The organism is Rhizobium freirei PRF 81, assembly GCF_000359745.1.
GTDB lineage: Bacteria > Pseudomonadota > Alphaproteobacteria > Rhizobiales > Rhizobiaceae > Rhizobium > Rhizobium freirei.
In genome coordinates this window covers 312,425-327,957 of the sequence record NZ_AQHN01000084.1, presented here as the reverse complement: position 1 = coordinate 327,957, position 15,533 = coordinate 312,425, and the positions used below count along the sequence as shown (strand labels likewise).

The window sequence follows — 15,533 nt, the reverse complement described above, 5'->3', positions numbered from 1 at the left end:
CCGGCAGGAACGGACTGCGATTGCCGCAAACCCGTCTGCGCGAACCATAATCCGGCGGGTTCAATTGATGATGCAGGCCGTGCCAATTCGCTGACACGTCCAAGTAAAGCTCGCCACATACGTCTGAGCACTTGGCCCTCGTATCCCGGGAACCCCGAGCTTAGGGAAACTCCCTCCATCGAGAACGTGATTTGTTCAGCTTACCATGCCGGGAATAACAACTTGGCGCCGACGAAATTGTCAATTTTTGCTGTTCAACAGCTCGATGATGTCAAGATTCTGAAGTTAAGAGGCGCGATGCGGCGCTTCGAAGCTCAGAACACGCTGTTCAGGCTAGAGCATTGGCGGTACTCGCCGAGGACGCACGCTGTACGATTCATGATCAAATGATGATATGGAAGCCCAGCCTAAAATGCTGATTCAAGCGATGAAAAATGTGACGTCGCCTGCTATATTCAAAGCGGCATCTTGTGCTGGGAGGCAGCTATGTCCGGGAGAAAAGAGCCAGCTCGTTCTAATATCGCCCCCATCCAAGGGCATCACATCCGCACGAAAAAGGGGCGGCAATCTCGAGTCTTTCAGAGAGCCAATCGCCAAGTCATCCTGATGGCCGCAGCCGTTATCATCGTGTTTTTTGTGGCAGTAACTCTGCAAGCCTTGCTAACGTAACTCAGGTCAGTTTCCCGAACTGGTTATTCTGGCTACCGGTACGCCGACACTTTATCGGCCCTTCGGGTTCCGTCAGATCAAAGAGGTGATCTTCAGTTCTGGATAGTTCCAGCGGTAAGGAAACTCCAGCATTTCCCGCTTCGAAAGGCCCGCGAGACACCGCGTATCAGCGCCAACGAGGCTGTCCAATGCCAATAGCAGCGCATGCGAGAGAGCCCGCGGCCTGCCGGCTTGACTCTGCTGACTTCCTATGAGAACATAAAGTGAACAAATGGAGGCATCCATGACGAAAGCCGAACAAGTCATCGAACGTGCCATGACCTTTGTCGCTGTCTCGAAGGCCCTTCGGGAGCGCGAACAGGAACGGCGCGCCAACTGGACGCGCCGTGTCGAAATCAGCCGGCCGCTACCGCCCCTGCCGCGCGCCGTTCAGCTTTCGTTGAAACTCGATAGCTGAAGCGGCCTGGGTGGTGACAGCACCCGGCAGGCTGAGAAGCGCCCGCCTTTCGGCGGGCGCACTGCTCTTTGGTGACATCAGGCCTTGAAGAAGGCGAGCAGGTCCGCATTGATGACGTCTGCATGCGTCGTCGCCATGCCGTGCGGCAAGCCCTTGTAGACCTTCAGCGTGCCATTCTTTAGGAGTTTGATGGAAAGCTCTGCCGAGTCTGCGATCGGCACGATCTGATCGTCATCGCCATGCATGACGAGCGTCGGCACGTCGATCTTCTTCAGGTCTTCGGTAAAATCCGTCTCCGAGAAGGCCTTGATGCAGTCGTAATGCGCCTTGGCGCCGCCCATCATGCCCTGGCGCCACCAATTATCGATCACGCCCTGCGAGACCGCAGCGCCCGGACGGTTGAAGCCGTAGAACGGGCCTGCGGGGATATCGCGGAAGAATTGAGCGCGGTTGGCAACAAGTGCAGCGCGGAAGCCGTCGAAGACTTCCAGCGGCAGGCCGCCGGGGTTCTTCTCGGACTTGACCATGATCGGCGGCACGGCGCCGATCAGCACTGCCTTCGAAACGCGGCCATGACCGCCATACTGAGCCACATAGCGGGCAACTTCGCCGCCACCGGTCGAATGGCCGACATGAATGGCGCCCTTGAGATCCAGATGCTCGGCAAGCGCCGCAACGTCGGCTGCATAGGTATCCATCTCGTTGCCGGTTGCCGTCTGGCTGGAGCGGCCGTGGCCGCGGCGATCATGGGCGATGACGCGATATCCCTGATTGAGGAAGAACAGCATCTGGGCATCCCAGTCATCGGAGCTCAAAGGCCATCCGTGATGGAAGACGATCGGCTGGCCCGTTCCCCAATCCTTGTAGAAGATCTGAGTTCCGTCCTGGGTGGTGATCGTGCTGCTGCTCATGGTGTCCTTACCTTTCGAAGATTGCTTTTTAGAGGCTTGTGCAGGTTGAGCGAAGGGTGTGGCGGCTGCGGCGGCGAGGCCTAGCCCAGCTGCCATGACACTCCGGCGCGTAGCTTGATGGATCGACTGGCTCATTTCAATCTCCATAAATTTATCACGCGATTTATTATCGCGCTGCAGAAACTCATAAACCGGTTGCGCCGCGCTGTCCATCATAAATTTATCTCACTATAATTTATCACGATAAATAATTTCTCAAAATCGGAATGATGCCACAGCAAAACGGCGGATAATCCGCCCCGCCGGCTCCGTCCCTTACCTAATTTTGATGACCGCCTTTTTGCCGCCCGGATCTATGGCCCAGGCTTGTCGGCAAAATGTGAGCTCGCGAACTCGGCGGCTTTGCCTCCCGCCTTCCTGGCATCGTCGAGCCAGAAGGGAAAAATCTGCCATTGGTGGATCATGCCGGGCCAGACTTCCAGGCTCACATTCCCACCTGCCTGCTGCACCTTGTCCGCCAGCCGCTTGCTGTCATCGAGCAGCGCCTCGCGCGATCCAACCTGAATCAGCAGCGGCGGAAAGCGGGCGAAACTGGCATAGAGCGGCGACAGATCGGGATCGGTGGTCGAGTGGTCGCGCGCAAAAGCATCGTGGATGACTGCGAGCTCGGCTTTGCTCATGAACGGATCCTGGGCAGCGTTGGCGGCCAGCGATGCTCCGGTTCCGGCAAAATCGGTCACCGGGCTCATGGCGATGACGGCAGCGGGAAGCGCTCCGCTGAAGCGGATCTGGTTCAGGACGACTTCCATGGCAAGAGTCGCCCCGACCGAGTCGCCGGCAATTACGATGTTTCCCGGCTTGTATCCGGAAGACAGAAGCCAGCGATAAGCGGCCATGGCATCGTTGATCTGTGCCGGAAAGCCATAGTCGGGCGCAAGACGATAGTCGATCAGCAGCACATCGGCCGATGCTGCCTTGGCAAATAGAGCGGCAATGTTGCGGTGCGTTCTCAGCGAGCCGCTATAGAAGCCACCGCCATGCAGATAGAGAATTGCCCGCCGGCCGATCGGATGATGCAGCCGGGCCGGCCATATCAGATTGGCATCGACCCCGTTGGCATCGACATGACGAATCTGCACGCGTGTCGGATCCGGCGTCGATGCCATCAGCTTTTCGAAGTCTGTGCGCCGTTGCACGAGATCCTTGTCGGACATGGCGCCATTCTGACGAATGGCTCCGATCAGCTTCTCGACCTGCTCGCTCGATGCCTTTGTCTGCTGCTCGACATCGGAGGCCCAGGCGTCCGATGTCATCAGCTTTGTCGACAGGCCTGCGGCGATCAGGACACTCATCGCCACGGCAAAACGAAGGATGAAACGAAATGACCGGAACTCATTCATACAAATAGCCTTTTTTCCCGCAAGGCTGCACACGATATCGTGATGCCACGGTCGCAGAAATGCGATTTGTGTCAAGTATCGCAGGCGATATGAGCTTGAATTCGATCTGCCTGACTGCCCATTGCGCCGGCAATCTGCCGCCATAGGAGAGACCGCCGAGGATGCTCTAACGTAGCGGCCACAAGCCGTGTATCCTACATTCGATTCCAGACCGGGCTTGCATCCGGATCAGAGCTTGCCATCGCTCTCCAGACTTCGATTTAGGGTTCTGTAAATAGGTGAGAACACGGTCTTTCCCGACACGATAAAGCTGTCATAGGGTCTTGCCGAACGAAATTGCTAACAAGGCTCCGTATCATGGCGACGCACCGTTTCACCCCCGCTCTCTATCACAATGTCATCGGCTCGCTGCCGCCGGCCCTGCATGTCGCCGATGGCGATACCGTGATTACCGAAACGCTGGATGCCGCCGGTTACGACAAGCATGGCGTTCACCGCATCTCGGGCCCCAATCCGATGAACGGCCCGATCTTCGTCGAGGGTGCGGAGCCGGGCGATTCCCTCAAGGTCGAAATCCTGAGCATGGTGCCGACGCGCGATAAGGGCTTCACCCGCAGCGTCGTCGCCAGCAATGTCGTCGATCCCCAGGATGTCCGCGCGCTGCCCGCAAGCGAGAAAGTCATCTGGCAGATCGATCGCGAAGCCCGGACGACGAGGCTCGCCGAACCAGTCGCCGGCCTTGAGGCCTTCACGTTGCCGCTCTCGCCGATGATCGGCTGCTTCGGGGTCGCGCCCGCGCTCGGGCAGGCCATCTCGACCGCCACCAGCGGCGAATTCGGCGGCAATATGGACTATCGGCTGCTTGGGCCGGGCACGACCATCTGGTTCCCGGTATCGGCTCCCGGCGCGCTTTTCTTCCTCGGCGATTGTCACGCCGTCCAGGGAGACGGCGAGATCGTCGGCACGGGGATCGAAACGACCTTCGAGGTGACGGTGCGGCTCAGCGTGGAAAAGAAAAAGACGATCATCTGGCCGCGCGGCGAAACGGCGGACGATATTTTCACCATCGGCAATGCCCGCCCGCTCGATCAGGCCCTGCAACATGCCACCAGCGAAATGCTGCGCTGGCTCGGCTCCGACTACGGGCTGGACAAGACGGCCGCCAGCCATCTTCTCGGTCAGGTCGTGCGTTACGATGTCGGCAATGTTTTCGACCCGGCCTACACCATGGCCTGCCGCGTTTCGAAATCCTGGCTGAAGCGCCGGTAAAGCGTAAGGCGTAAGGCGTCAGCCGGCATCCAGCGACTGGTCGCGCCGCTGGCGCGACACGTTGCTCTCCTGCCGCTCCCGCGCCATGTGGCTGACGGCAGCGCGCAGCTGTGGATGCCGCGACATGAACAGATTGAAATCGCGGCGCTCCAGCACAAAAAGCTGACAGAAATCCACGGCAACGACATCGGCGGTGCGGCGCGCGCCGGTCAGCAGCGCCATTTCGCCGAAGAAGGACCCGGCGCCGAGCGGAATTTCGTCGTCTTCCAGCTGCACCTCCACTGCACCGGAGGCAATGAAGAACATGCTGTCGCCACGATCGCCCGTGCGGATGACACGGTCGCCCGGCGAGGCCGATCTCGGCCGGAAGAGCAGAAGAAGCTCCTCATGCGCATTGTCGTCCAGCTCGGCAAACATCGGGAATGTTTCGATCAGCTGCTCGATCTCGAGATGATGCTGGCGATCGCGCTCCTCGCGCTGCTTGTTGATGACGGCCAGTTCGCGGCGAAGCCCATCCTGCTTTGCCATGCCGTATTTGTTCGCCAGCGACGGCCAGCGGGAAAACGTCCATTTCTCCAGCTTTTCGATGGCGAAGAAGGCGAGCGGATTGAGCGTAATCGACAGGATCGCGCCTGCGAGAATGAGATCCTGTCCTTCACGGGACAACAGGCCCAGCGAAACGCCGAGCCCGGCCAGGATGAAGGAGAATTCCCCGATCTGCGCCAGACCGGCCGCCACTGCAAAGCCCATGCTGGCGGGATAGCGCAGCAACAGCACGACGCCGAAAGCGATCAGGGACTTGCCCAGCATGATCAGCGCCAGCACGCCGATGATCATCAGCGGTTCGCGGATCAGGACCATCGGATCGAAAAGCATGCCGACCGAAACGAAGAACAGCACCGAGAAGGCGTTCTGCAATGGCAGGGAGTCGGCAGCCGCCCTGTGGCTGAGATGCGATTCACTCATCACGAGGCCGGCAAAGAACGCGCCGAGCGCGAAAGAAACCCCGAATATCTCCGCAGCGCCAAAAGCAATGCCGAGCGCGATCGCCAGAACCGACAGCGTGAACAGTTCGCGCGAGCCGGTGCGTGCCACCGACGTCAGAAGCCAGGGCACGATGCGCGGGCCGAGGAAGATCGCGACGGCAGCGAAGGCCGCCACCTTGACGAGCGTCATGCCGATCGTCAGCCAGATCGAACCCGAAGCCGTATGATCCCCAGCAGTCACATGGCCACCCATGACACCGGCAAAGGCCGGCAGCAGGACGAGGGCGAGCACCATGGCCAGATCCTCGACGATCAGCCAGCCGACAGCCACGCGGCCATTCGTCGAGCTCACCAGATTGCGTTCCTCGAGCGCCTTCAAGAGTACGACCGTACTGGCAACCGCCAGGCTCAAGCCGAAGACCACGCCGGCGCCGATGCTCCATCCCCAGAGGGAGGTCAAACCAATCCCCAGGACTGTGGCGATCATGATCTGGCCGATGGCGCCGGGAATGGCGACGCCGCGCACAGCCAAAAGGTCGGCGGCGGAGAAATGCAGGCCGACACCGAACATCAGGAGAATGACGCCGATCTCCGCCAGTTGCGAGGCCAGCGAGACATCGGCGACAAAGCCCGGAGTGGACGAGCCGATGATGACGCCAGCTACCAGATAACCGACGAGCGGCGGCAGACGCAGCCTGTCGGCCATATAGCCGAAAACGGCCGCGAATACGAAGCCGGCGGCAATCAATGCGATCAATGCAACGTCGTGCGGCACGGCGGTCCTTCCCGTTTCACGGCGTTAAAGCCCGTTCCTCTTTGTTTCAGGCTACCTAGAGCGCTTCCGCTTTTCTTCGAATCGCTAAAGTGCTCTATGTTCTTGTTTTTTCGCATTCCAGACGGAAAACCGCTTCGCACTTTTCCTGGAAGTGCTCTAGCATCGCTTCTGCCGGGCCGTCTACCGGTGATATGAAACTGAGAGAAAACACCGCCTTGCCGATAGACGGCCCGCTATCAGGCCGAAGACAAGGCGATGTGGCAGCTCAAGCTTATTGGTCAAGAACGATCTGCAACTTGACATCCGTCGGCCGGGCCTCGACAGCGCGGTCGAAGGCCTCGATCGATTGTTCGAAGGCGAAGGTCTCCGAGATCAGCGGCTTCAAGTCGACGCGGCCGGAAGCGATCAGCGCGATGGAACGTTCATACTGATGCGCATAGCGGAAGACCGTCTCGATACGGATTTCCTTGGTCGAAGCGGTGGAAACATCGAAGCCGACCGGATTGACCGGCAGGCCGACGGCGACGATGACGCCGCCGGGACGCGGCAGCTCCATCACGGTTTCCCAGGCCTTGGGCGAACCCGAGCATTCGAAGATGACATCGGCACCCCAGCCGTCCGTCAGGCGGTTGACCTCCTCGATCAGGTTCTTTTCGCGGATATTGACGGGGATGACGCCCTGATACTGGGTAGCGATATCGAGCTTCGGCTGCGCGAGATCGGCAACGATCGCCCGCGCGCAACCGCCGGCAAGTGCCGCAACCGCCACCATGATGCCGATCGGACCGGCGCCAAGCACCACGGCCGTGTCGCCGGGCGTAATGCGCGCCTTGGTCGCCGCCTGCATGCCGACAGCGAAAGGCTCGACCATCGCGCCCTCTGCAAAGCTGACATTGTCGGGCAGCTTGAAGGTATAATTGGCCGGATGAACGACAAAGGGCGTCAACACGCCATGGATCGGCGGCGTCGCCCAGAAGGTGACGGCGGGATCGACATTGTACATGCCGAGGCGGCTTGCCTTGGAATTGGCATCCGGAATGCCCGGCTCCATGCAAACGCGATCACCGACCTTCAGATGCGTCACTCCGGCGCCGACTTCGACCACAGTGCCAGCCGCTTCGTGGCCGAGCACCATCGGCTCGTTGACGATGAACGGGCCGATCTTGCCATGCGTGTAATAGTGAACGTCAGACCCGCAGACACCGACGGTATGGATCTTGATCTTGACCTCTCCCCGCCCGACCTCCTGCGGCAGTTCGATATCGCGGATCGCCAGCTCATGCTGACGTTCCAACACCAGGGCACGCACCTTGCTCATCACATTTTTCCTCTTTCAAAGCCGCCACCGACCCCGCTGCCGCAGAGCCGAGTTTCATGTCGGTTATACTCGTCCGAATGGATGCCGCGAAACGATCTTTGCACGACAGCAGGCTAAATCGCATTCAATCGGCGTAATACACCAACCTGGAATCCGGGAATTTTAGAGAAAGCTCATTATTTAACAGCCCTATTGCCAATATTGACTGGCGTTCCATTTCTTGTCTTTCTAATAATCGAGGAAAGGAGGGGCTCATTATGGCAGTATACGATTGGACCGGGCAGCGTACCCGCCGGATGAAAATGGTGCGCACAGCAAGCTTTGCAATGGTTCTGATCATCCTGATGGCGATACCCGCACTATTGCTGCACTACAATCTTATCCAGTACCCCCATTGAGCATCCGAGTAAGTAACAGCGTCACGCCGCTTTCTTCGCGCTAGCTTTCGGCTTGCGCGAAACATTGTCGCCAGCCTTGCGATCGAGCGGCAGGCAATCCAGCACGGCGAGAAGCGCGATAATTCCAAGCAGAATAAAGGCGAGACGAAACTCGATGGCGACGATGCCGCCCGCGCCAAGTGGCGCGCTGATCGCCTGGCCGATACGGATGCCGATGGCGCCGACGGCAATGCCCATGCCCATGGTCAGCTGAAAGATGGTGCTGAACAGTGTATTGGCGCCCGTCATCTGCTGCGGCGGAATGTCGGCAAACGCAATCGTGTTCAAGGCCGTGAAATGCATCGACCGGCACATGCCGCCGATGAACAGCACCGGCACGATGAACCAGAGCGGCGTATCAGGCGAGAACAAGGCACAGGCCACGATGAAGACGGCATTCAAAATGCCGTTGACGATCAGCACCGGCTTGAAGCCGAAACGTCGCAAGATCGGCGTCGTTGCCGGCTTCATCGCCAGATTGCCGGCAAAGACCGCCAGCGTCAGCATCCCCGCGTGAAAGGCGCTGAGCCCGAAGCCGACCTGGAACATCAACGGCAGCAGGAAGGGCACGGCCCCGATGGCGATCCGGAACAGCGATCCGCCGGCGATGGTAATTGCGAAGGTCACACGCTTCAGCCCGGAAAGATCGATGAGCGGATGCTCCGTCCGGAGAAAATGAAAGACGGCGACGGCAAGCAGAATGAAGCCGACGATCACATAGGACCAGGCTTCCAGCCACGCGGGATCCGGGCGCCCGATCAGCTCCATCCCATACATCAGGCTTGCAAGACCGATGCCACTGACGGCGAAGCCGACCCAATCGAAGGGTGGGCGCGCCGTGCTCTTGGTTTTCGGAATAAGCATGAGCGCGAAGACGAATGCCAGAACCCCGAGCGGCAGATTGAGGAAGAAGATCCAGCGCCAGCTCGCATGATCGGTGATGAAGCCGCCGAGCGGCGGCCCGAGGATCGGCGCCACCAGCGCCGGCCAGGTGATCGTCGCAATCGCCGAGATCAGCTTGTCCTTGGGCGTGTTGTTCAAAACGACCAGCCTGCCCACGGGCACCATCATCGCTCCGCCGATACCCTGCAGGATGCGCATGGCGACGAAGGAGGGGACGCCATTGGCGAAGCCGCACAGAACCGAGGCAAGCGTGAAGATGACGACTGCGGTCGTGAACACCAGCCGCGCCCCGAAGCGATCGCTGATCCAGCCGCTGATCGGAATGAAGACCCCGAGGGTCAGGAGATAGGCGCTCATGCCGATATTGAGATCGACGGGGCGGGCAGCGAAGGAAACGGCCATCTGCGGCAGAGCGGTCGCGATGACCGTTCCGTCCAGATTTTCCATGAAGAAGGCACCGGCGACGAGCAGTGCAATCCGCAGCGACCGGGAGCCCGTTGCCTGCGCTTCCTCCTTTTGCCCGCGCGTGGACATGTCATTCATACGTCTACCACTCCGAATCCGCCTCGCATTTTTGCGCATTTAAATGGTTCTGCAACGTTTCCGAAAGGCCGAAATCGGCCAATACGACCATTTGACCGATCACGTTTCGATTGGGAGACGGTGAGCAATTTGATCGTCATGCGATCACCTGTCACCATGCGAACGGGCCGAAACGCAGCGCGTCTGCGGATCACATCAATGAACAGACTGGTCAGTCTGTGCCAGTAGGCAGTCATGCGGAAGACATGTTAGGGTTTTCCGTCGAAACATGCCGCATGAAGAACGGCAGCATTGATACAAGAACCCTATGGAACAGCCTCAATGAAGCCGAGATACCAACATGAAGCCTCCCGAACCGGCATGGGTTGATGATTGGTCTCGCAATGGCGCATCAACAGGAATGAGAGCCCCGCATAATGAAACATGGCCTTGACGCAGTGCCTGCTCCGGAGTCGAAACTGATTATAACGCAGTCACCATTCGATGCTTTTGTGCGAAAATACGGCACGATCCCTCGCCGTGGCGTCTTCGGCTATTTCGTGCACGAACTCGGTCGCCGCATCGTCGGCGGGCGCTACCCGGTCGGCACGACGTTGCCGAACGAGCCGGATCTGGTCGAACAATTCGGCATCAGCCGCACCGTTATCCGCGAAGCGATGAAATGCCTTGCCGGCAAGGGGCTGGTGGAGATCAAAACCCGCGTCGGCACGCGCGTCAAGGAACGCTCCAACTGGCATCACCTCGATACGGATGTCATGGTCTGGTACTACGAGACCGGCCCCTCGGTGGAGATCATGCGCTCGATCAAGGACCTGCGGCTGGCGCTCGAGCCGGAAGCGACGGCGCGCGCAGCCGCACGCTGCACGGATGAAGATATTGCCGCCATTCGCTCCGCCTACGAGGAGATGGTTTCCACGATCGGCGACATCAACACCAACGCCGATGCCGATCTGCGTTTTCATACGGCCATTTTCGGCGCCACGCACAATATGATCTATTCGCAGCTGATCGACCTGATCGCCGTCGGAATCTACGCCAACCGGACGCTGTCAGGCCATGAAGACGTCGCGGAAGGCCAGAAACGCGCCCTGCCCTTTCACAAAGCCATTCTCGATGCGATCGCCGCGCGCGACGCCGATGCCGCGCTTCTGGCCTCGCGGCGCCTACTGGATTCCTGGCTGGTCAACTATCGCGACTTCTGATCGCAGCGGCACGAAACGAATGCCGGCGCCGGAAAAGATGGCCGCGCCGGCATCGTCGCATCAATGCGTTATCGCATCTTGCGCTTCCGTCTTGAGCTGAGACCGGCGGCCGGCATCGTCGGCAATCGGAATGAGCCAGACGGTTGCGAAGGTCGTGGCAGCCACGACGACGACACCCAAGAAGCTCCAATGCAGCGCCGCGTCGAAAACATTTCTGATCGCCGGATCGCCGACGAGGTCGGAAAGGCCCGTCGGCTGATTGAGGATATCATGAAGCCGGTTTGCCAGTTCGCCACTGCCATAATGCGCAATACCGATGTTCATGATCGCACCGAGCGCGGTCGCGCCGAGAGTATTGCCGAGACTGCGCGAGAATATGATCGATGCCGTGGCGCTGCCACGCATCGACCACTCGACGCTTTCCTGAACGAGCACGACGCTGGTGAGGCTGATCAACCCCATGCCGAAGCCCATGAGGAACGAACCGATGCCGGCAATGACAGGGCTGCTCTCAGGCGTCAGCAACAGGAGAAAGACCGCACCGAAGGGAAACATGAAGCTGCCGACACGCAATGTCCTGCGGATGCCGAAGGTGCGGAAGAACCGGCTCGACAGCATCACGGCGAGCGGCCAGCCGACGATCAGCATCGTCAGGGTGAAGCCGGCCTGAAGCGGCGAACGACCAAGCACGCCCTGAACATAGATCGGCAGAACCGTGGTCAGGCCGATGAGGGCCATGCCGGCAAGCAGGGTGGCGGCATTGCTGGTCGCGATCAGCCTGCGGCTCCAGAGTGCGATGGAGATGATCGGCTCCGGCGCCCGCCGCTCCTGTAACAGGAACAGAATACCAGTGACGACGAAGACGATCGCGAGCGGACAGAGAATCGCAAAACCCGCATCGGTCTCGGTCAGGATGATGAGCAGCGATACGATCGATATCGAAAACAGGATCGTGCCGAGATAGTCGATCTTCGCCTCGCGCGGGGTAACGGACTCGTGCAGAAAGACCATGAAACCGGCGATGGAGAGCACGCCGATAGGCAGGTTGATCCAGAAAATCCAGGCCCAGGAGAGATTGTCGACGATGATGCCGCCGGCGAGCGGGCCGATGACGGCGGAAACCGCCCAGACACTGGCAAGCGCGCCCTGCACCTTGGCCCGCTCTTCCAGCTTGTAGAGATCGCCGACGACGGTCATCGTCACCGGCTGAATAGCACCGGCGCCAAGGCCCTGCAGCAGCCGGAAAACGATCAGCGAGGCCATCGACCAGGCAATGCCCGCAAGCGTCGACCCCACCAGAAAAATGAGGATGCCGCAGATCAGTATGGGCTTGCGTCCGAAAGTGTCGGAGAGCTTGCCGTAGATGACCGTGGTCGTGGACTGCGCCAGGAGAAAGGCGGAAAACACCCAGCTGTAATAGGTAAAGCCGCCGAGCTGACCGACGATGCGCGGCATGGCGGTTGCGACGATGGTTGCTTCGACGGCGACCATGAAGGTCGCGAGCATGATCGAGACGATGACCAACGGGCGTCTCGAACGATCGACCGTGCTGGACATGACATTCCTTTCTGACTGCTGCCCCCGCATCGAACGCGCGCAGGCGGTCGAGACAGCCATGATCGAGCGTGTGTTTTTGGAATCGACGTCAGGGGACGAGGCGACGGGAGGGGCTTTTGCCTGCTGAATCGTTATAGTAAGCATTGCATACCGATGCTGGCGGATGTCAACCGTTTAAACGCGACCATTCACCTTGGAGACCAGGGCCTGGGAAACCGATCCGGCCGATTGAGGTGGCTCCGAGAAACCCGGCTTCATACCTCCCTTCCCAAAGGACGCCGTTCGGCAACTCTCCGCCACGGCAGCCCAAATTGGGCGCACGGAAAATTTATTCCCATTGATTTGTTTAGTTTCTGAACTTAGTGTCGAGAAAACGATGCCAAATCCAGACGGAACTTCGAATTGCTAACCTCTTCGCAGCAGCAGCTTTTGCGGGTCATCGGCCAATCCGGTCCATCGAGCCGTACGGTTCTGGCTGCGTCCATGGGTCTGAGCAAGGCGGCCATGAGCGGAATTGCCCGCGATCTGATTTCCCTTGGCGTATTGCACGAAACGGAGACGGTCCATGGCCAGGGTCGCCCGTCTATCCTGCTGGATCTGCATCCGGAAGGCGCCTTCTTTGTCGGCATATCCTTGCTCGAAGATCCGGCACCGATGGTCCTCAGCGACTTCAACGGCAATATCGTTGCGCGCCGGGCCATGCCGCTCTCGCGCGATCCGGACGTTATCGCCGATCTGATCTCCGAGGCGCTGCCGAAGCTGCTCGCAAGACGTAAGGATGCCGCCCAAAAGCTCTACGGGCTCGGCGTCGCCCTTTCCGGCTTCGTCGACGAAAAGCAGGCGAACTGCGTCCAGTCCACCCTGCTTGGCTGGCAGGATGTGCCGCTTGCAAATATCATTCGTCGAAAAAGCGGCATCGACACATTTATCGAGAACGATGCGAAGGCGGTCGCGGTCAGCGAGAAGCTGTTCGGCAGCGCCCGCGATATCCGGAACTTCAGCGTCGTCTCCTTCGATGACGGTATCGGCTGCGCCCATTTCATCGGCGGCCAGCTTTATCGCGGCAATCACGGCGGCGCCGGCGAGATTGCCCATTGCACCATCGAGCCCGGCGGCTCGCCCTGCCGCTGCGGCAAGCGCGGCTGCCTCGACACCGTAGCCTCGCTGAAGGCGATCAAGGAAATGGCGAAGGCGGAAGGTCTTTCCTGCCGTTCCATGAACGATCTCGAAACCGAAGCGTCGCTCGGAAACGCGGCGGCGATCCGCATCCTGCATCGGGCCGGCAATGCCCTTGGCCTGGCGATCGCTCATCTGATCCAGTTCAACGATCCCGGCATGATCCTGATTACCCATGTCGAAGGCCGTTTCGACGGCCTTTTCGGCACCGTCATGCGACAGGCCGTCGAGGCGAATGTGTTGCCGCGCTATGCCGGCCAGACGCCGATCCGCACGCGGCGCGTCGATGGCGACATCTGGGCGCGGGGCGCTGCCAGCATTGCCGCCCATAATTTTCTGATTGGTCCCACACCGAATTGAGGTTCCCATGCGCATTGCCGTCGGAGGCATTCATATCGAATGCAGCACCTACAATCCCGTCCTGAACGAGGAGAAGGACTTTCGCGTTCTTCGTGGCGAAGAGCTCACTGCCGCACCCTACTTCGCCTTCCTCAAGGATTATGACGGCGAATTCCTGCCGACCATTCACGCAAGGGCCATCGCCGGTGGGCCGGTCGCCCGCCGCACTTATGAGGCCTTCAAGGCGGAATTCCTGGAGCGTCTGAAGCCCTTGCTGCCGCTCGACGGGCTCTATCTCGCCATGCATGGCGCCATGTATGTCGAGGGCATGGAAGATGCCGAGGGCGATTGGATCAGCGCTGCCCGTGCTCTCGTCGGCGACGACTGCATGGTCTCGGCCAGCTATGATCTGCATGGCAACGTCACGCAGTGCATCATCGATGCGCTCGACATGTACTCCACCTACCGCACGGCGCCGCATATCGATGTCGAAGAGACCATGCGCCGCGCCGTCAAGATGCTGACGGAAAGCCTGAAGACCGGCGTGAAGCCGATCCTGCTCTGGGCGCCGATCCCCGTGGTGCTGCCGGGCGAACGCACCAGCACGGTCGATGAACCAGCCAAGGGCCTCTACGACATGCTGCCCGGGATCGACGCCATCGATGGCGTCTGGGATGCATCGCTGATGGTCGGCTATGTCTGGGCCGACGAGCCACGCACCACCGCAGCCGCCATCATGACGGGCACGGATCGCGCTGTCCTGGAGCGTGAAGCAAAGCGCATGGCACAGGCCTATTGGGACGTACGCAGGGACTTCGTGTTCGGCTGCGAAACCGGCTCGATCGAGGAATGCGTCACCAGGGCAATCGCCAGCACGACAGCACCTGTGGTTCTGGCGGAGTCCGGCGACAACCCCACAGGCGGCGGCGTCGGCGACCGCGCGGACGTGCTTGCCGAACTCATCGCCAAGGGTGCCAAGGGCGTCATCTTCGCCGGCATTGCCGACAAGGCGGCGACGGAAGCCTGCTACGCGGCCGGCATCGGCGCTACCCTTGAGCTCTCCGTCGGCGCATCGCTCGACACGAAGGGAAGTAGGCCGGTGAAAGGCAGCTTCACCGTCAAGTTCCTGCTCGATACCAAGGAGGCAAGCGACGCACAGGCCGTGGTTTCCATCGGCGGCATCGATCTCGTACTGTCGGCCAAGCGCCGCCCCTATCACAATATCGTCGACTTCACACGCCTCGGCCTTGATCCGCACAAGGCGAAGACCATCGTCGTCAAGTCCGGCTACCTCTCGCCGGAACTGGCGCCGATCGCCAATCCGAACCTGATGGCGCTGTCGCCCGGCGTCGTCGATCAGTTCGTCGAACGCCTGCCGCGGCTACGCAAGACCAAGCCGACCTATCCCTTCGACAAGGATTTCGACTTCATGCCAGAGACGACGCTTTCGGCGCGTACGGTTGGTCGCTGACGCTTCGGAGCGTTCAGCGACCGAGCATAGATCCTTTGGGACGACGGTCAGGCGCTCTGTTTCGCGACCGCCTGATCACATTGCGCACAGGCATTCTGCATCGCCGGAATTGCGCAAAAG

At 59.9% G+C, this 15,533-nt stretch carries 12 protein-coding genes; 6 read left to right on the top strand and 6 right to left on the bottom strand.

Annotated features, from left to right (window positions below; genetic code table 11):
• Positions 1–952: 952 nt before the first annotated feature.
• Complete coding sequence (locus RHSP_RS35215; protein ID WP_086005378.1) at positions 953–1,126, top strand: hypothetical protein; 174 nt, start codon at positions 953–955, stop codon at positions 1,124–1,126.
• A gap of 77 nt (positions 1,127–1,203) precedes the next feature.
• On the opposite strand, the gene RHSP_RS24910 is transcribed toward RHSP_RS35215, so the two are convergent.
• Both RHSP_RS24910 and RHSP_RS24905 read right to left on the bottom strand, forming a co-directional pair.
• Positions 1,204–2,037, bottom strand: coding sequence for an alpha/beta fold hydrolase (locus RHSP_RS24910; RefSeq protein WP_157385426.1), 834 nt, complete (start codon positions 2,035–2,037; stop codon positions 1,204–1,206).
• A gap of 353 nt (positions 2,038–2,390) precedes the next feature.
• Positions 2,391–3,389: an alpha/beta hydrolase gene (locus RHSP_RS24905; RefSeq protein ID WP_051074148.1), complete on the bottom strand. Its 999-nt coding sequence runs from the start codon at positions 3,387–3,389 to the stop codon at positions 2,391–2,393.
• Positions 3,390–3,794: 405 nt separating this feature from the next.
• On the opposite strand from RHSP_RS24905, the gene RHSP_RS24900 reads away from it, so the two are divergent.
• Positions 3,795–4,706: an acetamidase/formamidase family protein gene (locus RHSP_RS24900; RefSeq protein ID WP_004124963.1), complete on the top strand. Its 912-nt coding sequence runs from the start codon at positions 3,795–3,797 to the stop codon at positions 4,704–4,706.
• An 18-nt stretch (positions 4,707–4,724) separates the two neighbouring features.
• Here RHSP_RS24900 and RHSP_RS24895 read toward each other — a convergent pair whose 3' ends face one another.
• Entirely contained in the window at positions 4,725–6,467 is a 1,743-nt protein-coding gene (locus tag RHSP_RS24895) for a cation:proton antiporter domain-containing protein (protein ID WP_004124959.1), read from the bottom strand.
• Positions 6,468–6,738: 271 nt separating this feature from the next.
• Positions 6,739–7,785: an NAD(P)-dependent alcohol dehydrogenase gene (locus RHSP_RS24890; protein ID WP_037154311.1), complete on the bottom strand. Its 1,047-nt coding sequence runs from the start codon at positions 7,783–7,785 to the stop codon at positions 6,739–6,741.
• Between the two features lie 257 nt (positions 7,786–8,042).
• Between RHSP_RS24890 and RHSP_RS35210 the strand changes: the two genes are divergently transcribed.
• Positions 8,043–8,183 carry a hypothetical protein gene (locus RHSP_RS35210; protein ID WP_167332673.1) on the top strand — a complete coding sequence of 47 codons (141 nt, stop codon included), beginning with the start codon at positions 8,043–8,045 and terminating at the stop codon, positions 8,181–8,183.
• Between the two features lie 21 nt (positions 8,184–8,204).
• Here RHSP_RS35210 and RHSP_RS24885 read toward each other — a convergent pair whose 3' ends face one another.
• Complete coding sequence (locus tag RHSP_RS24885; RefSeq protein WP_004124954.1) at positions 8,205–9,668, bottom strand: DHA2 family efflux MFS transporter permease subunit; 1,464 nt, start codon at positions 9,666–9,668, stop codon at positions 8,205–8,207.
• 416 nt (positions 9,669–10,084) lie between these two features.
• Here RHSP_RS24885 and RHSP_RS24880 point away from each other — a divergent pair, with 416 nt between their 5' ends.
• Entirely contained in the window at positions 10,085–10,870 is a 786-nt protein-coding gene (locus RHSP_RS24880; RefSeq protein ID WP_004124949.1) for a FadR/GntR family transcriptional regulator, read from the top strand.
• A 60-nt stretch (positions 10,871–10,930) separates the two neighbouring features.
• On the opposite strand, the gene RHSP_RS24875 is transcribed toward RHSP_RS24880, so the two are convergent.
• Positions 10,931–12,427, bottom strand: a complete 1,497-nt coding sequence (locus RHSP_RS24875; RefSeq protein ID WP_004124945.1) for an MDR family MFS transporter — start codon at positions 12,425–12,427, stop codon at positions 10,931–10,933.
• Between the two features lie 402 nt (positions 12,428–12,829).
• Here RHSP_RS24875 and RHSP_RS24870 point away from each other — a divergent pair, with 402 nt between their 5' ends.
• Both RHSP_RS24870 and RHSP_RS24865 read left to right on the top strand, forming a co-directional pair.
• Positions 12,830–13,963 (top strand): ROK family transcriptional regulator, encoded by a 1,134-nt coding sequence (locus RHSP_RS24870; protein ID WP_037154307.1) that lies wholly within the window; start codon positions 12,830–12,832, stop codon positions 13,961–13,963.
• Between the two features lie 7 nt (positions 13,964–13,970).
• A complete protein-coding gene (locus tag RHSP_RS24865; RefSeq protein ID WP_037154303.1) occupies positions 13,971–15,413 on the top strand; it encodes a M81 family metallopeptidase in 1,443 nt (480 codons plus the stop codon).
• The last annotated feature ends 120 nt before the right edge of the window (positions 15,414–15,533 follow it).

What these genes read in the sequence shown, in the direction of transcription:
- RHSP_RS24880 (WP_004124949.1), top strand. Translation starts at nt 10,085, where the DNA reads ATGAAACATGGCCTTGACGCAGTGCCTGCTCCGGAGTCGAAACTGATT.
- RHSP_RS24910 (WP_157385426.1), bottom strand. Translation starts at nt 2,037, where the DNA reads ATGAGCAGCAGCACGATCACCACCCAGGACGGAACTCAGATCTTCTAC.
- RHSP_RS24875 (WP_004124945.1), bottom strand. Translation starts at nt 12,427, where the DNA reads ATGTCCAGCACGGTCGATCGTTCGAGACGCCCGTTGGTCATCGTCTCG.
- RHSP_RS24865 (WP_037154303.1), top strand. Translation starts at nt 13,971, where the DNA reads ATGCGCATTGCCGTCGGAGGCATTCATATCGAATGCAGCACCTACAAT.
- RHSP_RS24905 (WP_051074148.1), bottom strand. Translation starts at nt 3,389, where the DNA reads ATGAGTGTCCTGATCGCCGCAGGCCTGTCGACAAAGCTGATGACATCG.
- RHSP_RS35215 (WP_086005378.1), top strand. Translation starts at nt 953, where the DNA reads ATGACGAAAGCCGAACAAGTCATCGAACGTGCCATGACCTTTGTCGCT.
- RHSP_RS24885 (WP_004124954.1), bottom strand. Translation starts at nt 9,668, where the DNA reads ATGAATGACATGTCCACGCGCGGGCAAAAGGAGGAAGCGCAGGCAACG.
- RHSP_RS24890 (WP_037154311.1), bottom strand. Translation starts at nt 7,785, where the DNA reads ATGAGCAAGGTGCGTGCCCTGGTGTTGGAACGTCAGCATGAGCTGGCG.
- RHSP_RS24900 (WP_004124963.1), top strand. Translation starts at nt 3,795, where the DNA reads ATGGCGACGCACCGTTTCACCCCCGCTCTCTATCACAATGTCATCGGC.
- RHSP_RS35210 (WP_167332673.1), top strand. Translation starts at nt 8,043, where the DNA reads ATGGCAGTATACGATTGGACCGGGCAGCGTACCCGCCGGATGAAAATG.